Origin of the sequence: Gillisia xinjiangensis, assembly GCF_046298265.1 — a bacterium.
In the GTDB taxonomy this organism is placed as follows: Bacteria; Bacteroidota; Bacteroidia; order Flavobacteriales; family Flavobacteriaceae; genus Gillisia; species Gillisia xinjiangensis.
The window spans coordinates 151,528-169,725 of record NZ_JBKAHK010000009.1; the positions used below are offsets into that span (position 1 = coordinate 151,528).

Sequence of the window (18,198 nt, forward strand, 5' to 3'; positions counted from 1 at the left end):
AAAAATATGTAATTTTACAGGATAAATGATGTTTTATGTTTTCAATTTTTGAAAGGAAAAAGTTACTAATAGATCAGCTGGAAGGCATAACCGATATTCATAATCATATTCTTCCTGGAATAGACGATGGCGCAGCCAATATTGAGGAATCTATTAATTTGCTTTTAAAATTTCAGGAGATAGGGGTTACAGAGTTTATCGCTACTCCACACATAATGAACGATTATTACCCGAACACACCTCAAATTATAAACGCTGCGCTTGAAACGCTAAAGCAAGCTATTTCTGAAAATGAACTACTGAAAAAGACTGAAATTAAGGCCGCTGCCGAATATATGATGGACCAGAACTTTTTGGAACTTTTAGAAAATGAAAAGTTACTTGTTTTGAAGGGTAAGTTTGTATTGGTGGAAATGTCCTATTTCCAGGCCCCTATAAATTTAAAAGAGATCTTGTTCAAACTCCAAACACATGGCTACAAACCAGTTTTAGCCCATCCCGAAAGATATTCCTATTACCATACAAAGGATCTGAGAAAGTATGAAGAATTAAAAAACCGTGGATGCTATTTTCAACTTAATACGCTTTCTCTTACTCCGCATTACGGGACTAACATGCAAAAAACCGCACTTCTATTATTGGAAAAAGGAATGATCGATTTTATAGGAAGTGATGCCCACAGAGAACAGCATTTGCAAAAACTAGCCTCCATCAAACTCAATAGAAAAACGGAGACTTTGGTTAAAAAAGTTATTGAGAAAACAAAGGAATATTTTTAACCTTTACTTTTTTCGAATGGTTTTTTCAAAATCCTCTTGATTTTTGATTGCTTATCTACTCCGTATCCATATCCATATCCATATGAATAACCATATTGGGCACCGTATGAAAATTTAGAATAATCCACATCATTTAAAATAACTGCCAGACCTTTTAATTTCCCCTGTTGTTTTAGTTCTTTTGGGAATTCAAGTAATTTCTTTTCGGTGTAACCGGATCTGGTAACATATAGCGTGGTATCTGCCAACTGGCTTATAAGCAAGGTATCTGTAACGATCATTGTTGGCGCCGTATCTACAATTACGAAATCATAGGATTGGGCTAGTTCCTTCAGAAGCAACTCCATCCTGTCATTCATGAAAAGTTCTGCAGGATTGGGTGGTATAGTCCCAGACAGAATTAGATCAACCTGAATTTCCCTGTCTTCCGAAGAAGCAATAATATCTCTAGGGTTGATTTCAAGATCATATAAATAATCCGATAAACCTTTAGTTTCCATAGTCGCTTCCACATAACGGTGTAATTTCGGATTCCTTATATCCGCCCCAATAAGAATTACCTTTTTCTTTGTTGTAGCTAATGTTCGGGCAAGGTTATAGGATACAAATGTTTTTCCCTCACCTTTTATGGTGGAAGTCACAAAAATGATCTCTCCTCTATTTTCCTTTTTTGCCTTTACCAAATAAGCCAGGTTGGTTCTTAATATCCTGAAAGACTCCGCCAAAGGAGAACGGTCATTTAACTGGATTACTTCTTCATTTTCGCCAGCTACTTTAGGAACCTCCCCTAAAAATGGAATATTTTTTATTAACGGAGCCAGATCACCTTTATGATGCACTTTTGTGTCGAGCATAAATTTAGCGAACAAGATAAGCAAAGGCAGGATCAACCCTATAAGAAAACCTCCCACTAAAATAAGCCAGGGTTTAGGATCCACGGGGGATGCCATAGTAAATGCCGGATCTATGATCTTTGAAACCGGGGAGGTAACCGCAAAGGCTATAGCAGCCTCTTCCCTTCGCTGTAAAAGAAATAAATACAATTCCTCCTTTATTTGCTGTTGACGTTCGATTCCCCTCATTCCTTTTTCCAAACCGGGAAAAGCACTGAATTTGCTTTGCGAACTTCTGTCCAATTTATTTAATACTCCCAGTTGAATATTCAGCGAATTAACAGTACTACGGATATTATCACTTAAGTTTTCCTTTAATGAATCCAATTGGGCCGTTATAGTTGCCACAACAGGGTTTTGAGGGGTGGATGTTCTTAAATATGCATTCCTTTCCAAAACAAGGGAATTATAGGTGGATATCAATCCCGAAATCCCACCGTCCTGAATTCCCAGACTTGCCGGAAGCAATTGATACTCTTCCCTTTTGTTTAAAAGATCCTCAATAGATCGTATGATCATCAATTGGGTTTCTATTTCAAATACCTGCTGTTCTGCCTGGGTAGATTTAGAATTGTATTCCTGTGCCCCGCTAACGACATCCATAAACTGATTTTCTCTTTTAAAATCGGCCATTCCACCTTCAACAGAATCAAGTTCTGAAGTGATCAATTCCAGCCTGTCCTGGATAAATTCAGTAGTACTTAGAGCTACTTGTCTTTTGTCGGTAACACCATCGGCATTAAATTGGTACATCAGATTGTTGAGAAAGTCTTCAGATTTACTGCTTTCTTCCTGCACGATTGCCAGTGAAAGGATGTCCGCCGCCTTTCCCTTTGGGGCAATTACCAATTTCGCAATATAATCTCCGGCAACCAAATCAACAGGTCTAATATTTATTTGGACAGTTTTTGTGTTTTTAAATGAAGTATTTGCTCCAGACCTGGGAATTATTGAAAAATTCAGTCCGTCAAGTTCAATAATTTCACCAATCTCATGGGTTTTACTATAGTTCTGAGATTCATCGACCAGAGTAAAATTGGTGTCGGATTTTGGAGTGACGAAGAAGGTTTTTGAAGCTCTATTTACAATTGAATCTGGGGTGATAAACTGGATTACGACAGGGCTACTTTTATATGCCTCTATGGTAATTACATTTCCCTCGATAAAATATGAGATATTGTGATTTAATTCGTCTACAACCTTTTCCACAAGGCGTTTGGATTTCAAGGTAATAATTTGATTATCAAGACTATTATCCCCAATAGACAAAATAGACCCACCACCTGAAGGCAAAGCACTTGCAATATTATTTTCATTATCCTTTAGCACCATTAAAGATGCTTGCGTCGAATACTGAGGTATCGTATATCGGTTATAAAGATAGGCGATCAACCCTCCCAACAAAAGTCCGAAAAGCAACCATTTCCAATATGCGAGATACTTAAATATTTCTGCCTTTAAGTCAAAGTTTGATTCCTTTTCCTCTGTGAAATCCTGTAATTCCTCCATGAAAATCTATTTCGTAAAAAGTATAATTAAACTAAAAATGGTAGTTCCGATAGAGACAAGCCCCATAGGACTGGTTATCCATCCGGCCGATTTCACCTTTTTTAATGTGGGTTCTACATATACGATATCGTTTTGTTTTAAGTAATAAAAGGGATTTGAAAAAACATCGGCGGTAGTCATATCTACTCTGCCTATAGACCTAACACCATTCACTTCCCTGATCACCAAAATATTATCCCGCAGACCATCGTAATTAATTCCTCCAACGCTAGCCAGCAATTCTGGCACACTTATTCGCTCGTTTTCCACCTGAACAACAGTTTCGCTTCCCGCTTCCCCAAGTACAATTACCCGAAAATTTAGAAGTCTTACTGCCACTACAGCATCTGTTACATATGATTTTATCTCTTTCGTCAAATAAGCTTCAAGCTCGCTCCTGCTTATTCCTGCTGCTGGAACTTTGCCCAATACCGGGAATTGAATATTCCCATCAACATCAACCATATAACCCATCAGGGAAGGATTTTGCTGTCCTCCACCTCCCTGAGACTGTCCGCCGGTGGTCATTTGAAATGGTGCTACCACTTCTTCATTTAAAGAGGAAACCTTAACGTGAAGAATATCATTAACCTCAAATACAGGCTCAAATTTCATAAGGCTTTTCATATTTTCAAGCTCTTCAGCTCCCTGAAAGTAAACGATCTCTTTTCGGGTAGAACAACTGCTTAGAACAAAAAAGCCAATTAAAACAACAAGTAAATTATATTTCATAAAATTTGGTAAAGTGCAAATATAGCTGGATAAAATTAAGCCGTTAAATCACAGATATAAAAATGTGTTAAATAACTACTGGCCAAATCATTTTAAAACACTTACAGGCTTATCAAGACTTTCGTAAGTGGAATTATTACTGATAAATTCGGGTATAAGCTCTTTCAATTTCGCAACCACTTTGTTATTTTTCAGTTTATGAGCAGATTTTATAATTTTTAAAATCTTTTCATTTATTTGATCATAATCCTGAACTTTATCAATTCCTATCATTATTTTCTTATGATGGGTTGGAAGCGTTTTACATTCTTCAGTAAGCAATTCTTCATATAATTTCTCACCGGGTCTTAATCCGGTGATCTTTATTTTTATATGCTTATTAGGTATATAACCTGCCAGTTTGATCATTTTAATAGCCAGATCCATGATTTTCACAGGCTCTCCCATATCGAAAACAAAAATCTCACCTCCTTTTCCCATTGTACCCGCTTCCAGAACCAATTGACAGGCCTCCGGAATTGTCATGAAATAACGAATAATATCCGGGTGGGTAATTGTTAGCGGTCCACCTTTTTCGATTTGTTTTCTGAATAAGGGAACCACCGAACCATTAGAGCCTAATACATTCCCGAATCTGGTAGTGATAAATTTTGTAGTCCTGAATCCATTTCCAACCTGGCTGTGATATAAAGATTGAACATACATTTCGGCAGCTCTTTTTGTAGCTCCCATCACATTGCTGGGATTTACAGCCTTATCTGTGGATACCATTACGAAATGTCCAACATTGTATTTCACAGAAAGATCGGCTAAATTTTTGGTCCCACTTACGTTCACAAAAACGGCTTCGTGCGGATTTTCTTCCATTAAAGGCACATGTTTGTACGCAGCGGCGTGATAAACCACATCTATTTTATGGTTTTGAAACATAATCTCTAGACGTCTCAAATTACCAACATCACAAATTATGCATTTGTAATTCAGTTCGGGAAATTTAGCTTCTACCTCCAGTTGTAAATTATGCATTGGTGTTTCGGCCTGATCGAGAATAATAAGTTTTTTGGGATTATATTTAGCAACCTGCCTTACAATTTCACTTCCGATAGATCCCGCACCACCGGTAACAAGAATAGTCTTCCCTGTCAATTGTTCTACCTTGTTTTCCCTGTCCAGGGTTATAGGTTCCCTTTCCAATAAATCTTCAATTCTCAGCGATTGAACTTTTTGCGATATAGACTTGTCCTTATCCTCCCAATCGGAAATAAGCGGGGCGTTAAAAATCTTGATATCATTTTCCAAACAATCTTCTATAATTGCGAATTTTTCTTCAGAAGTAAAACTATTTTCAGATAAAATTACTGCCGAAGCGTTTAAGCTTTTAACCTGGCTATGTATTGAATCACTAAATTTCATCACCGGTTTATCCAAAATACGGATGCTGCGGTTGTGTTTTGTTTTGGTTAAAAATCCAACTATTTTAAACCTTCTGGGGTGCTCAATATCAAGGGCACCTGCTATGGAGATTGCATTTTCATCGGCTCCCAAAATTAAAGTCCTGATGATATCATCCCCACGTCGGGCCATTTTAAAATATTCATATACCTGTTTAACTCCCAATCGAAATAAGAATAACAGAGAGAAAGAGATCCATAAATTGATCAGTAAACCACCTATTAAATAGATCTTTTCGCCTATTACGAAAAAAGTGATATAGTTGATAATAACTAAGGTTAAAAATGTACAGGTTGTTGCCAGAATAAGTTTTAAGGCATCGATATTAGAAGAATACCTAATGATCCCGGCGTAGGTCTTAAATACAAAAAAGAAGAAAATGTTCACCAGAATTCCTAATGCTGCTTTCATTGGAAAATCGAGCAGAGTATAGTAATTAGGGGTTAGATCCAGAATTATTATAATGGTAAACAAAAAAGACAGAGATACTAAAAAGATATCAATAAGAAACACCACCCATCTGGGTAAATATTTAATATTGCGCAATCCCAAAGCGGTATCTTCTTTGGATAAACTAAATTTTAGGGCACTTTTTAATCGGTTTCCCATATTTTGGTGTTATATAACTAAATCTTAAAACATTCACGAATAGCAATAGCAATTCGTTCTCTCTCTTCATCACTCAAATTTGATCCGGAAGGAAGACATAATCCATTCTCAAACAGTTCCTCTGCCACTCCACTTCCATAAAAAGGCATCTTTTCAAAAACCGGTTGTAAATGCATTGGTTTCCATAAAGGCCTGCTTTCAATATTTTCTTTTTCAAGGCATAAACGTAAATCTTCACGGGAAACCCCATTTGTTTTGGAACTATCCATTGAAATCACACTAAGCCAATGATTCGAAAAATAATCTTCTGATGGTTCCGAAAAAACATCCACCCCATTTACAGATTCAAATAAATTTTTATAAAATTCGTGCATTTTTCTTCGCAATGCAACATGTTTATCTAATATTTCCATTTGACCACGACCAATTCCTGCAGATATATTACTTAACCGGTAATTGTATCCTATTTCACTATGTTGATAGTGAGGCGCATTATCCCTGGCTTGGGTAGCAAGAAAAACTGCCTTTTGCTTTTTTTCTTCGGTAGGGGAAACCAAAGCTCCCCCTCCGGAAGTAGTGATGATCTTATTTCCATTAAAAGAAAGCACCCCAAAATCTCCAAAAGTACCGCATTTTTGACCTTTATAGGAACTTCCCAAAGCTTCTGCGCTGTCTTCTATCACAGGGATATTATATTTTCTTGCTAGTTCTTGAATTTCTTCAACTTTGTAGGGCATTCCATACAAATGTACAGCAATTATTGCTTTTGGAGTTTTTCCTTTTGAAATCCTGTCTTTAATAGCCTCTTCAAGGTGGTTTGGACAAAGATTAAAAGTGTCTTTTTCACTGTCTATAAAAACAGGGATGGCTCCTAAATAGGCTATTGGGTTTGCAGATGCTGCAAATGTCATACTTTGACAAAGCACCTCATCGCCGGGTTTCACATCTAACAAGATTAAAGCGAGATGAAGCGCAGCGGTTCCGGAACTTAGAGCCGCAACTTCTCCTGAAGCCCCCTCCCAACCTCCCCCCACGGGGGAGGAGTTTGAAAACAAATATTTTTGAATATCTTCTTCAAAAGCATTTACGTTGGGTCCTAAAGGAGCTATCCAGTTTTTTTCGAAAGCTTCATGGATATAATTGATTTCTGTTCCACCCATATGCGGGGAAGAGAGCCAAATTTTACTTTTTTGCATAAATATTATTCTGTATATTTTATAATCTTACCTGGATTACCAACAACTGTAGCAAAATCGGGTATATCTTTAATTATTACTGCTCCTGCACCTATGGTAGTCCATTTCCCAATTTTTATCCCCGGAATTACTACAGCACCAATCCCAATATGTGAACCTTCTCCTACCAGTACCCCTCCTGCTAGAGCGGCATTGGGGGAAACGTGTACAAAATCGTCAATTTCACAATCGTGCTCCACAGTTGAACCCGTATTTAAAATACAATGTTCACCTATTACAGTTTCTGCATTTATGGATGCATTTGCCATTACAACAGTTCCTCTCCCCAATTTCACGGAGTCCGAGACCGAAGCAGTACTATGAATAACAACTTCCTGTATTTCACCTTTAAACTCCTCAGCAACACTTTTTCTAATCCTGTTATTGCCTATTGCGATTACTGTACCTGAATTTAAAGCAGCTTCAGGAAAAGAATGAATAACGGGATGGTTTAAAACTTCGGTAATATTTTCATTATCATCAAAAATGATATCAATTGGGCTTCCAATGGAATTCATAATCTCAATTATAACTTTTGCATGTCCGCTTGCGCCGTAAATATTCATCTTTAATTCCTTCCATTAAAAGGCTCTGTAGTAGCCATATTAGCAGTATTGATACCTTCTGAAACAAGTACCTTTTTAACGGTTTTCAATAATATTTTTAAATCCAGTGTAAAAGATATATGTTCAACATACCAGACATCATATTCAAATTTTTGATTCCAGCTTATTGCATTCCTGCCATTCACCTGGGCCCAACCTGTAATTCCCGGCCTTACCAAATGACGTTTCCTTTGACGTTTATTATAAACCCCAAGGTATTCTGGTAATAAGGGACGGGGGCCTACAATACTCATTTCGCCTTTTAAAACATTCCATAATTGCGGGATCTCATCGATAGAAGTTTTTCTAACAAATTTACCTACTGCAGTCAGCCTTTTTGAATCAGGCAGTAAATTTCCTTTACTGTCCTTTTCATCCGTCATTGTTTTAAACTTAACGATCCTGAAAATGCTACCATTTTCACCCGGCCTGTTTTGGAAGAAAAATGGTTTTCCGTTATTTGCTAAAGCTAATAAGAAAGTTATTATTAACAATAATGGACTTATTATAAATAAGGCTGTAAAAGCGACCAAAAAATCTATGAAAGGTTTTATATAGGTTTTGTACATAAAAATAATACTTGAAATTTTGAAAAAGACCATATAGTCTATTCCAATATTCATGTCTGGATTTTAAACAGCTGCCAAAATTACAAAATTCAATTTAAACATTGTCTTAATCTTTCTGAAAGCAATTTATCCGGTAGTTTTATTTACCGATGAATTTGTTTCAGGGCGTTTGATTTCTTCCATAGTTTTATATTCATTCAGAAGCACTTTCCAAAACGCCTCACGTTCATAATTAGCAGTTATCTCCTCTCTGGCCTTCAGTGCCATTGATCTTCTGAATTTTACATTTTCCAAAAGCCTAAGCATGGCCTTATATAAAGCCTCTTCATTCTTTGGCGGAATAATGAGTCCATTTTTTCCTTCTGAAATTATTTCATTGCATCCATTTATATTTGTAACAATTGCCGATATATTCATCGCTCCCGCCTGCATCACAACATTTGGAAATCCTTCGCGGTAACTTGGAAATGTAAGAACATCTGAAATTGCCAGATAAGGTCGTACATCCTGTTGGTAACCAACTTCAATAATTCCCGGATGGGTTTGGATAATATCAAGGGTTTCCGGACTTAAAGGATCCAATTCCTTTTCAAAAGGCCCAACAAGGAGCAGGTTGCAACCTGGATTTGATTGGTGAAGTTTTCTGAAAGCCTGGATCAGTTCATTAATTCCCTTTTCTGAAACCAGTCGGCCAATAAAGATAAACACCAAATTGGCCTCAGGAATATTGAGTTCCTGCTTCAATTTCATTTTAAATTCTTCCGAATATTTTGCAGGATCAAAATAAGAAGTATCAATCCCGTTGGAACTTCCTTTCCCCAGAACCTTCAATTTTGAGGGAGAAGCAAATTTTTCCTTCAGAATAATATCATATAAACCCTTGGAATTGGGATACACTTTTGTGGCAAGGGCATACGTAAGTTTTTCTACAAAATTCAAAACTTTTCTTTTTGAACCTGTAGTTTCCATGAGTGGAAGGCCTGCCACCGTATGCAACCTGATTGGTACACCGGCTAATTTGGCTGCAAGCATGCCAACAATCCCCGCCTTTGGGGTATGAGTATGAACAATGAGAGGGTTTTCGCTTTTAAAGAAAGTATAGAGTTTGTAAACCGCTTTTAAATCTGTTACCGGAGTTATAGCCCGTGTCATTTCAACCCAAAATGTTTTAATCCTGTTATCGCGACCATACTTTTCCAAACGTTCCTTTTCCGCAGAAACCGCAGTTACCTTAAAGTATTGATTCATAAAAGTTAACTGCCCTTCCAGGAGCTTTTCAAGTGACAGGGGAATAGTAGTGATGCGAATGAGTTTAAACATATTAGGTTTTAAGAACAGTACCAAAAGTAAACATTATTTTTAGCCTGTATTACAAAAGCTGTATTCAATAAGATGTTATCCCTTTAAGCAGCCTGAGGTAATCTTGCATTTGAATGTGATAAAGACTTAATTTTCAACCCAAGTGAACGATTTTTCTCATCTGCAAGAAAATAATAAATCACGAAGAAAAGGAAATACATAATCATTGATTTTTGCCTGATTATAATTCCCAGGTTAGACATTACGAATGTCATTGCAAAGGAGGTTGTAAGAAACATCACCAGGCTCATTTTTACATTCACAGGTGCGCTTTTCAGGAATTTAAAAAAATTCTTCCTGAATATTTTTAGGAAAAGCAAAATATAAATAAGATTTTCTATGGATACAATTACGCCCAAAATCCCTGGAGCATCAAAAAATAAAGGCCTGAACCAGAAAGTAAAAATTTTCTCGGGCAGGGAATATCCTGCCATATTTACTCCTGAACCTGCATTATCAAGTGATGCCGAACGGCTGGTGGTAAATTCAATAAAATCACCAATTAGATTTTCAGAGTCATTAAGATTCACTACTGCCAGGATTTGATCCTGAACAAGAAATAACCCTGTAATAACTGCCAAACAGAAAGCAGTTCTATGTTTCCAGGAAATTGCCGAATTACCGGTCATAAATCCTATTACAGCCCCACCTGCAAGAATTAAAAAAACATGAGGCCTGATAGAAAAAACTATAAGAGATCCAATGATCAATTCCCACATACGGGTTTGTGGTTTTAGGATTGCGTAAGCGAATAACATTAATCCCAGAAAGATAGGAGCTCCTTTTCCAAGAGAAGCAGTCCAGAAATGCATATTGGGTAAAAAAAGTATAAGCGTAAGCAAATCTACCTTTTTAAATACCTTTACATTTAAAGGAATATTTTCTTTAAAGAACAGGTAAGCATACACAAATCCAAGAAAACCTACCCAGGTAAAAAGCATCATCATCATCTCATAGCTAAAACCTAAACCGTTGATGAAGGGATAAGAGATGAAATCAATAATGGTGGTTTCAGTTCCAAAAAAATCAATCCAATTTTTCCCCTCTTTTTGTGGAACACTAAAATATCTATGAGAATCAGATCGGTTAAAAATCGAATAGGTATAATAAGCAGCACCAAAAGCCAGATGATAAAAGAACAATATATTCATCAGTTTCACGGAGAAAAAATCATGTTTTTTCCTGAGTTGCTTAAAGATGTATTGGGTAAGCAGATATAAGAAAGGAATCAAAAAAATTGCCTGGGCTATATTGTAAAATTGATTGGATTCAAAATTCATTCGCGGTTATTCTCTTTTTTCAGAAGAGTTGCAATTTTGCAACCAATAGATTATTGGAATTTAAAGTGAGTAAGCCGCGTAGTAGTATAGACCTATTAACCAAGTGAAGAAAGGGCTTTCAACGTGATTATTTTATAGAAACCGAAGATTAAATATTTAAATAGACTTAGTTTTTAAAAAGAATCTACATAAAAGTGTGGAATTATTACATAAAAAAACAGTAAGAATTATCCATCTAACCCTAATTTATTGACTCTCAATTCCCTTAAGATTGTTTCCTTTGTGAAAACAAAATACAGCAGAATGAATCCAGTCGAAAAAAAGGTTTCTTACCAAATCAGTAATTCCTACAGTACTTTAAATGAGTTTAGCTCAAAAACAAAAAATGTTTGGATGGTTTTCCACGGAATTGGATATCTAAGCCGCTACTTTTTGAAATATTTTAAGAATCTCAATCCGGAAGAAAATTACATCATCGCACCGCAGGCCCAATCAAAATATTATTTGACTGACCAATACCGCCACGTGGGAGCATCCTGGCTTACAAAGGAAAACACCGATGCAGAGATCGAAAACATGCTGGCATATCTTGAAGAGATTTACAAGGCAGAGCACTTGAAAGATGCACCAAACCTTATCCTGATGGGCTATTCCCAGGGTGTTTCAGTTGCAACGCGTTGGATGGCCAGAAACAAGATTGAATGCTCAAAACTAATCCTTCATTCCGGCGGACTTCCGAAAGAACTGCAGCCGGAGGATTTTCAATTTCTAAAAAATACTGAAGTAGTATTGATTTACGGAACCAAGGATCCATATTTAAATGAAGAGCGATTAAAAAAAGAACACGCAAGGGCAAAAGATCTTTTCGGAGAAAGGCTTGAAATTATCTCATTTGAAGGTGGTCATGAAGTTAATGTAGAGGTAATATCCAGATTTGCTTAAATTGCCTCGCAATAAACGTTTTCTTTTTATAAATGGAACAACAAACATCCCCCACAAAAAAACCTGATTCTCTTTTAAAAAGCATTGGACCTGGTTTTTTACTTGCAGGAGCGGCCATAGGGGTTTCCCACCTGGTGCAGGCCACCCGTGCCGGTGCCGATTATGGATTCATCCTAATTTGGGTGCTGGTTTTGGCCTGTGTTACCAAGTATCCCTTTATGGAATTTGGCTCACGCTTTGCCGCTGGAACCGGAAGACATCTTATATCGGGATATAAAAGCCTGGGGAAATTTCCCTACTGGATTTATGTGGTGATCACCTTTGGAAGTATGTTTATCATTCAGGCGGCCGTGACCATTGTAACGGCCGGTTTGGCAGAACGCTTATTCAATGTTGGACTCTCTCCTTTTATCTGGAGCCTTATCATCCTGGGCGCCTGTATTGCTGTGCTTATTATTGGGAAATATCCGGGGCTGGATAAGAGCATGAAAATTATTGTCACCATTTTAACTCTCGCAACCCTTGCGGCAGTTCTTATGGCCTTTGGTGCCGGCACTGCTGGCAAGGCACTAGCCACTGAAGCTCCTTCTCTATGGGCCACCGCCAGCATTGGGTTTATAATCGCATTCATGGGTTGGATGCCTATACCATTGGATGCTTCGGTGTGGCATTCTATCTGGACCAAAGAGCGGTCCCTGCAAACCAAACAGAAGCTTTCTATAAAAGGCGCTTTTGCCGATTTTAACGTAGGCTATCTTTCTGCTACGTTTATAGGTTTGTTGTTTTTCCTATTGGGGGTATTGGTTATGTTTGGAAGCGGCACTTCATTTTCTCTGAACAGCGTAGAGTTTTCATCACAACTAATAGATCTTTATGGCCAAACCCTGGGGAATTGGAGTAAGCCACTTATTTCTGTCGCGGCTTTTATAACCATGTTCAGTACCGTTCTGACAGTTACTGATGCATACCCGCGGGTGATCTCAGAATTAAAAAACCCGGAAAAAGACGAGCCACAAGATCTGAAAGAAAAATGGAAAATCTATAAAATAGCTATCTTCATAATTCCAATGCTTTCCCTTGCCATATTGTTCTCCCTATCCGGTTCCTTTACAATTTTGGTGGATTTTGCAGCAGGCTTATCATTTTTATCCGCTCCTTTTATCGCCTGGTTTAATTACAAGCTTGTAACCGGAAATCAAATGCCGGAGAAAGACCGGCCTGGAAAAGCTTATCGGATATTTAGTCTGATTTGTTTTGGATTGTTGGTGCTATTTAATTTTGTGTATTTGTATTATACTTTCTTTATGTAATCCAGTTTATCTATTTTAAAAAGTATGTTCACAAGACGGAATAGCATTTCCATTAATTATATCAAACTCATAAGATTTTTCTTTGCAAAAATCAAAAAAGCGCAACCAAACTAATGGTTGCGCTTTTACCGCTTTGGTTAAATCTGCAGAGTCTTTTTGAGCTGTTTCTGGAAAATCCATTTTCCAGCCTGTTACTTGTCCCACAGCATCTCTTAATGTTGTTGTTTTACAAGGTTCAAGACCTGAGGACGAAGTTTTTCTGTAAAAACTTTAAAGCAATTGTTGGATAGTAGACCTGGTGTGTCCTATTTATAACCTTATCCCTGATAATATTTACTCTTCTATGGTTACGGGATAGACTTCTATCAACCTTTTATTATATTTACAGTCGCATAGAAAAATTTTAAATTTTCTCAATTCTGAAGAAAGTTCACCGGAATCAATTTTGTTATCTCCATATTTTTTAAAAAGAAATTCGCTAAAACTTTGGCAAATTTCGGGTTTTAATTCGACCCTCATTCTTCGCTCAACTACGAAAAAAGCGAAGGTGGACGATAAGTTGCCCTGTAAGTAAAAATAATCATTTTCAAATTTATTTTGAATTAATAATTTCTTATCAAGATGAAAAAATAATGAGTCCTTCTTTTCAACATCTTTTTCCTGGCCTAGGGATAAATTACAGATTAGCAAAAACATCGAGATCAATATTTTTTTAACCATTGGTACAGTCTTTTGTCAATATTCCTATTCTGGCCTGTAATTCTTCCAGGTAACACTGTTGTTTTCATCTATCAGGTCAGGATTATAGCTACCTCCCGAACCTCCAATGCTTCCCCCGTCATCACATGTAGAGCCGGTTTTGAAACTTACCTTATTGTTTTCCCGTTCTATGGCACCATAAAAATCATCAATCCAATTTTTTTAAACTAAAATTTTTATTCTTAGTAATACAGTTATCCGAAAGTGCACATAGGATATTTATTTCAAAGATCACTATTTAGTATTTATGAAATAAATAGTAGTTTCGATTTCTCGATTATCCAAATATCATTCACTTTTTTCAAAAAATATAATACCTTTGAAATACTCATAGAACCACGACTATTTGCTACCTCAACAATTGCTTTATTATGATTTTCGTTAAAATAAACTTTTGTAAACTGAAGTAAAATATCATGTTTCAATAGATCCTTCTTTTTAAGTGTATCAGGATCATCGGTAAAATATAGATTAATATTATTTTTAGTGATTAATTTTTCTTCTCCTATGACATCAGCTTCCAATAATTCACTAAACTTATATTCATTTTCCACTATTTTTTTACTCTCCTCCGATATATCCTGAAATCGAGAATAAATTAAAACATTTACTTTCTTATTTTTCACCAAGTATTCTAGTGAGTCTTTTGCTTTCAATAATTTTTTAGGAGAATTTAATTCTTCAAAAGATGGAGGAGCAATTAACGGGATGGAAAGTTCATTAATCAATAATGAAAAAATATCATATTCATCATCCGAAATTTTATTGGTATTATTACAAGAAATTATAACAAAGGCCAGAATTATATTTAATGTTAGTCGCATGGTAAGTTTGAATTAGAATTTATTATGTTTCTGTATTGACCATTATTTGCATCTTCTACCATATCTAAATAATTAGATGCATCCCAATTTCTTAATCCATCCCAAGCGAAGGAATTATAATTCTCTTTTGGATATGTCTTTCCATCTAATTCCCACAAGGCATTTTGAATTGGAATTACATATTTTTCTGTCATGTAAATATGCTGAGTATTAGAAGGTAAATCCTCTGGATCGTAGATATTTTCATAAAACAAATATAATTGCAACATTCTTGCTCTCTCATTTGGATTTTCATTAGGATCAATTGTGTCTACAATTCTAAATAGTTCTGCATGAATTGCTTCATGTAAAATTAATCCCGCTAATTCAACGGATGAAAGTGTTAGTGAACTGGGATGTATTCTAATTTCTAAAATCCCACTTGAAACAAGTTTTATTGGATCAGTAACAGCTGGTGCATCATTTTGATTGTCGCCAATTGAAAGGATTAATTTATAATTTGGATTATCTATAAATTCACCTATTGTAGTCCTAAATAAATTACCGTTCCCAGTTTTTAATAGTTCGTATACACATTCCGCTTTTGTTCCGATAAAGCTAGGATCTTTTATAATTTCGTTCTCAAAATCCACTTTTCCACCAGTTATAAAGGCACGAATGGCTTCCAATCCAAAGAATGTTGCTTCAGTGGTTTTATCCTCAATGAAAAATAGAGAAAGGTTATTTACCTGCTTTATTTCTAAATTTGTTAATTCACCATTGAGCCAAACACTTTCTGGAGAACTTTTAGCCAAACCAATTCTTTTTATAATACTCATTTTTATGGAATAATCTATTACCCCAACTGCCCCATCATCCACTGGACAATCTCCTGCAGCTTTTGTAGGATTTTGAGAACTTAATTGTTGGACAGTAAAACAATCACTTACATCAAAAGTTGTATAACCATCTGCAGACGTTATCCTCTTTATTTCGCAAGGTCCATTGGGATTTGAGGATGATTTTTCTGTTATAATTCTTACTTCATCTGTAGAGCCATAAACCTGGTGTGTCATAATTGTTGCTGTTCCATTGTTGTAAAAAATTTCACCACTGGTAATACTATTAACCGAAGCAGTTTCTGTTCTGCCTGTCGAAACGTCTCTAACATCAACATGTAAATCATAACCGCCTGTACCACCATAATGGTTCCAGGAACCGGAAGGCCTTGTATAACCGGTCTGCCCACTATCTGTCCAGGTAACACTGTTGTTTTCATCTATCAGGTCAGGATTATAGGTTTCTCCCGAACCTCCAATGCTTCCCCCGTCATCACAGGTAGAGCTCGTTTTGAAACTGACCTTATTGTTTTCCCGTTCTATGGCACCATAAAAATCATCAATCCAATAATTTTTGTAGCTGCCTTCAAAATAAAGAAAATCTCGATCATGAGCCAAATAATTAGCCATTGCTTCAGGGTTAACAATATACCTTTTAATGTAAGCTTTTTTATCACGTCCCGGTAAGGTTGAGCCATTTGTTGACCAGTACTTAGCTTAATCAATAGCTCCTTCGTTTCTCCAAATAACCGGATATCTCACAAATTTACTTTTTAAAATATTTTCTATAAGATAAGTTTAAAAAACTCCATTTCCAGTGGCCCGAGGCCTTTTGTTACCTAAAATCCATTTATTCCTTCTATCATTTATTTCCTCTAAATCAGAAAAATGAGAACCTTTTAAATGTTTTATACAGAGTGTGTCTGCTTTTTCTGTATATGGATAAAACAAAGTCATATTGCCTTTTCTGGTTTAATTTTAAAATAAACACCTAATTTTTGATTATATTTTCTTTCAAATTTAGCGTCGCATTTTGTATCCTTAATTTCTTGATATTTCACATAAATGGTATTCTTTTGGATACATTGATTTTTGCCCAAAAGAAAGTATCGGGCAAAAAATCAATATAAACCTTAAAATTTTAATGGTATTCATTATTGTAGTTATATCAAAGGTTACCCCTTACTTCAATAGCCAGCTTATTCTAATGAAATGGCTTTCCAGACAAAATATTCATTGTCTAATATTTTCTTTATAAATATTATGCTACTGCTTCCAGTATCTTCTGGGTATTCAAAATTCCTATGCCTAAACTTTTCGACTGATAAAAGTAGCGCGCAACTATCTATCTTAAAGGATTTTTTCCGATAAAACTCTCCAGCAACATATCCAATAGTAAATTTTGGATAGTTATAAGGTCCCCTTTCTTTATATGCTTCCATAGCCTGGTCACGATCTTCTTGCGTTTCAAAACCTGGTTTTGCAATAGAAAAGCTAGCTCGCGTAGAATCTTTGCTCATTTTTAAGGTGATGTGTTTTGTGTTTTCCTCAAAACATATACAAATTTTTTTTTGAGCGAAGGCTGATGCACTTAAAAGAAATATCAGTGATATATAAATATAATTTTTCATTATTGACAATTTGAATTAATGGCATCAAAGGTTCTTAAGGCGTTAATTACATTTAACCTATAAGTTACAGATTTTTCTTCCCAAGCTCTAGTTGGGTTTGGAGGTAGCCCTGTATTTGGGTCGATAGGACTATCACCAATTAATCCCCTCCAAGTTAATGCCTTATAAACATCATCTGAAAAAGAATTATCGTATTCCCTTAGTGCATTTTCTATTATATCTCTATAATGTTGAGCCATCATTTCGTGCTGCGGGTCTCCTAATGGTATTCCATTTGGCATATCGTAATAATAACGCATATAATAATCATATAAACCCGGATAGTCATTCTCCATGCTTTCTATAAATTGTTTGCTCCAAGGAATTTCTTGTGCCTGTGCTTTTGATAATAGTAAACGATATATTTCGGCGTGTATCATCTCGTGTATAAACGTCCATGCTACGTCTAAAGAAGGTCTGCCTAGTTCATTTGGATTAAACATTATTTGGATTAAATAATTTTGCGGGTTATCTGTTACTGCAGTTGCGTTGGGATAAACAGGATGAACTCCGGTAGTTAGTATTAAATTTGCAACAGGGTTTGTGAAATTTTCATCAAAATTTTGAAGATATTCTTTAAATTTAGTTGCTTTCCCCATCGCCGTGTAAACTCCATAAAGGCAGTCATTGTCAATAAAGGATTTATCCAATATCACCTGCTCCTCAAAATCCACATCCCCTTTGGCCATAAAGGCTCGTAGGGATTGCAACCCAAACATTGTTGCTTCAGCGATTGTGTTAATATTTAAATAAAGATAAAGGTTATTTACCTTTTGTATTTCTATACTGGTTAAATCCCCATTGAGCCACATAG

At 36.0% G+C, this 18,198-nt stretch carries 16 protein-coding genes and 1 pseudogene; 3 read left to right on the top strand and 14 right to left on the bottom strand.

What is annotated here, in order from left to right; genetic code table 11:
* The first annotated feature begins 35 nt into the window (after positions 1 to 35).
* Positions 36 to 779 (top strand): tyrosine-protein phosphatase, encoded by a 744-nt coding sequence (locus ACKGJN_RS14740; protein ID WP_409540318.1) that lies wholly within the window; start codon positions 36 to 38, stop codon positions 777 to 779.
* Here ACKGJN_RS14740 and ACKGJN_RS14745 read toward each other — a convergent pair.
* From ACKGJN_RS14745 to ACKGJN_RS14780, 8 genes are all read right to left on the bottom strand, one after another.
* Positions 776 to 3,181: a GumC family protein gene (locus tag ACKGJN_RS14745; protein ID WP_409540319.1), complete on the bottom strand. Its 2,406-nt coding sequence runs from the start codon at positions 3,179 to 3,181 to the stop codon at positions 776 to 778. The genes ACKGJN_RS14740 and ACKGJN_RS14745 overlap by 4 nt on opposite strands.
* A gap of 6 nt (positions 3,182 to 3,187) precedes the next feature.
* Positions 3,188 to 3,952 carry a polysaccharide biosynthesis/export family protein gene (locus ACKGJN_RS14750; protein ID WP_409540320.1) on the bottom strand — a complete coding sequence of 255 codons (765 nt, stop codon included), beginning with the start codon at positions 3,950 to 3,952 and terminating at the stop codon, positions 3,188 to 3,190.
* Positions 3,953 to 4,039: 87 nt separating this feature from the next.
* Positions 4,040 to 6,013 carry a polysaccharide biosynthesis protein gene (locus tag ACKGJN_RS14755; protein WP_409540321.1) on the bottom strand — a complete coding sequence of 658 codons (1,974 nt, stop codon included), beginning with the start codon at positions 6,011 to 6,013 and terminating at the stop codon, positions 4,040 to 4,042.
* A gap of 17 nt (positions 6,014 to 6,030) precedes the next feature.
* Positions 6,031 to 7,209, bottom strand: a complete 1,179-nt coding sequence (locus ACKGJN_RS14760) for a DegT/DnrJ/EryC1/StrS family aminotransferase (RefSeq protein ID WP_409540322.1) — start codon at positions 7,207 to 7,209, stop codon at positions 6,031 to 6,033.
* Between the two features lie 5 nt (positions 7,210 to 7,214).
* Positions 7,215 to 7,814, bottom strand: a complete 600-nt coding sequence (locus ACKGJN_RS14765) for an acetyltransferase (RefSeq protein ID WP_409540323.1) — start codon at positions 7,812 to 7,814, stop codon at positions 7,215 to 7,217.
* A 2-nt stretch (positions 7,815 to 7,816) separates the two neighbouring features.
* Complete coding sequence (locus ACKGJN_RS14770; protein WP_409540335.1) at positions 7,817 to 8,422, bottom strand: sugar transferase; 606 nt, start codon at positions 8,420 to 8,422, stop codon at positions 7,817 to 7,819.
* 126 nt (positions 8,423 to 8,548) lie between these two features.
* On the bottom strand, positions 8,549 to 9,742 hold the full coding sequence (locus tag ACKGJN_RS14775; RefSeq protein WP_409540324.1) for a glycosyltransferase family 4 protein: 1,194 nt from the start codon (positions 9,740 to 9,742) through the stop codon (positions 8,549 to 8,551).
* Positions 9,743 to 9,825: 83 nt separating this feature from the next.
* On the bottom strand, positions 9,826 to 11,061 hold the full coding sequence (locus ACKGJN_RS14780; RefSeq protein WP_409540325.1) for a hypothetical protein: 1,236 nt from the start codon (positions 11,059 to 11,061) through the stop codon (positions 9,826 to 9,828).
* A 303-nt stretch (positions 11,062 to 11,364) separates the two neighbouring features.
* Here ACKGJN_RS14780 and ACKGJN_RS14785 point away from each other — a divergent pair, with 303 nt between their 5' ends.
* Both ACKGJN_RS14785 and ACKGJN_RS14790 read left to right on the top strand, forming a co-directional pair.
* The gene (locus ACKGJN_RS14785; RefSeq protein ID WP_409540326.1) at positions 11,365 to 12,003 is read left to right on the top strand and encodes an alpha/beta hydrolase; all 639 of its coding nucleotides are present in this window, start codon (positions 11,365 to 11,367) and stop codon (positions 12,001 to 12,003) included.
* 32 nt (positions 12,004 to 12,035) lie between these two features.
* Complete coding sequence (locus ACKGJN_RS14790) at positions 12,036 to 13,313, top strand: NRAMP family divalent metal transporter (protein ID WP_409540327.1); 1,278 nt, start codon at positions 12,036 to 12,038, stop codon at positions 13,311 to 13,313.
* Positions 13,314 to 13,328: 15 nt separating this feature from the next.
* Here ACKGJN_RS14790 and ACKGJN_RS14795 read toward each other — a convergent pair whose 3' ends face one another.
* The 6 genes and pseudogenes from ACKGJN_RS14795 to ACKGJN_RS14820 all read right to left on the bottom strand — a co-directional run.
* Positions 13,329 to 13,517, bottom strand: a complete 189-nt coding sequence (locus ACKGJN_RS14795) for a hypothetical protein (protein ID WP_409540328.1) — start codon at positions 13,515 to 13,517, stop codon at positions 13,329 to 13,331.
* A 129-nt stretch (positions 13,518 to 13,646) separates the two neighbouring features.
* Positions 13,647 to 14,033, bottom strand: a complete 387-nt coding sequence (locus ACKGJN_RS14800; protein WP_409540329.1) for a hypothetical protein — start codon at positions 14,031 to 14,033, stop codon at positions 13,647 to 13,649.
* A 284-nt stretch (positions 14,034 to 14,317) separates the two neighbouring features.
* Positions 14,318 to 14,896 (bottom strand): hypothetical protein, encoded by a 579-nt coding sequence (locus ACKGJN_RS14805; protein WP_409540330.1) that lies wholly within the window; start codon positions 14,894 to 14,896, stop codon positions 14,318 to 14,320.
* Complete coding sequence (locus ACKGJN_RS14810; protein WP_409540331.1) at positions 14,887 to 16,344, bottom strand: hypothetical protein; 1,458 nt, start codon at positions 16,342 to 16,344, stop codon at positions 14,887 to 14,889. The genes ACKGJN_RS14805 and ACKGJN_RS14810 overlap by 10 nt, the downstream gene beginning before the upstream one ends.
* 569 nt (positions 16,345 to 16,913) lie before the next feature.
* On the bottom strand, positions 16,914 to 17,345 hold the full coding sequence (locus ACKGJN_RS14815; RefSeq protein ID WP_409540332.1) for a hypothetical protein: 432 nt from the start codon (positions 17,343 to 17,345) through the stop codon (positions 16,914 to 16,916).
* Positions 17,345 to 18,198 (bottom strand): annotated as a pseudogene (locus ACKGJN_RS14820) (hypothetical protein); the annotation flags it as partial. The pseudogene ACKGJN_RS14820 and the gene ACKGJN_RS14815, both read right to left, overlap by 1 nt.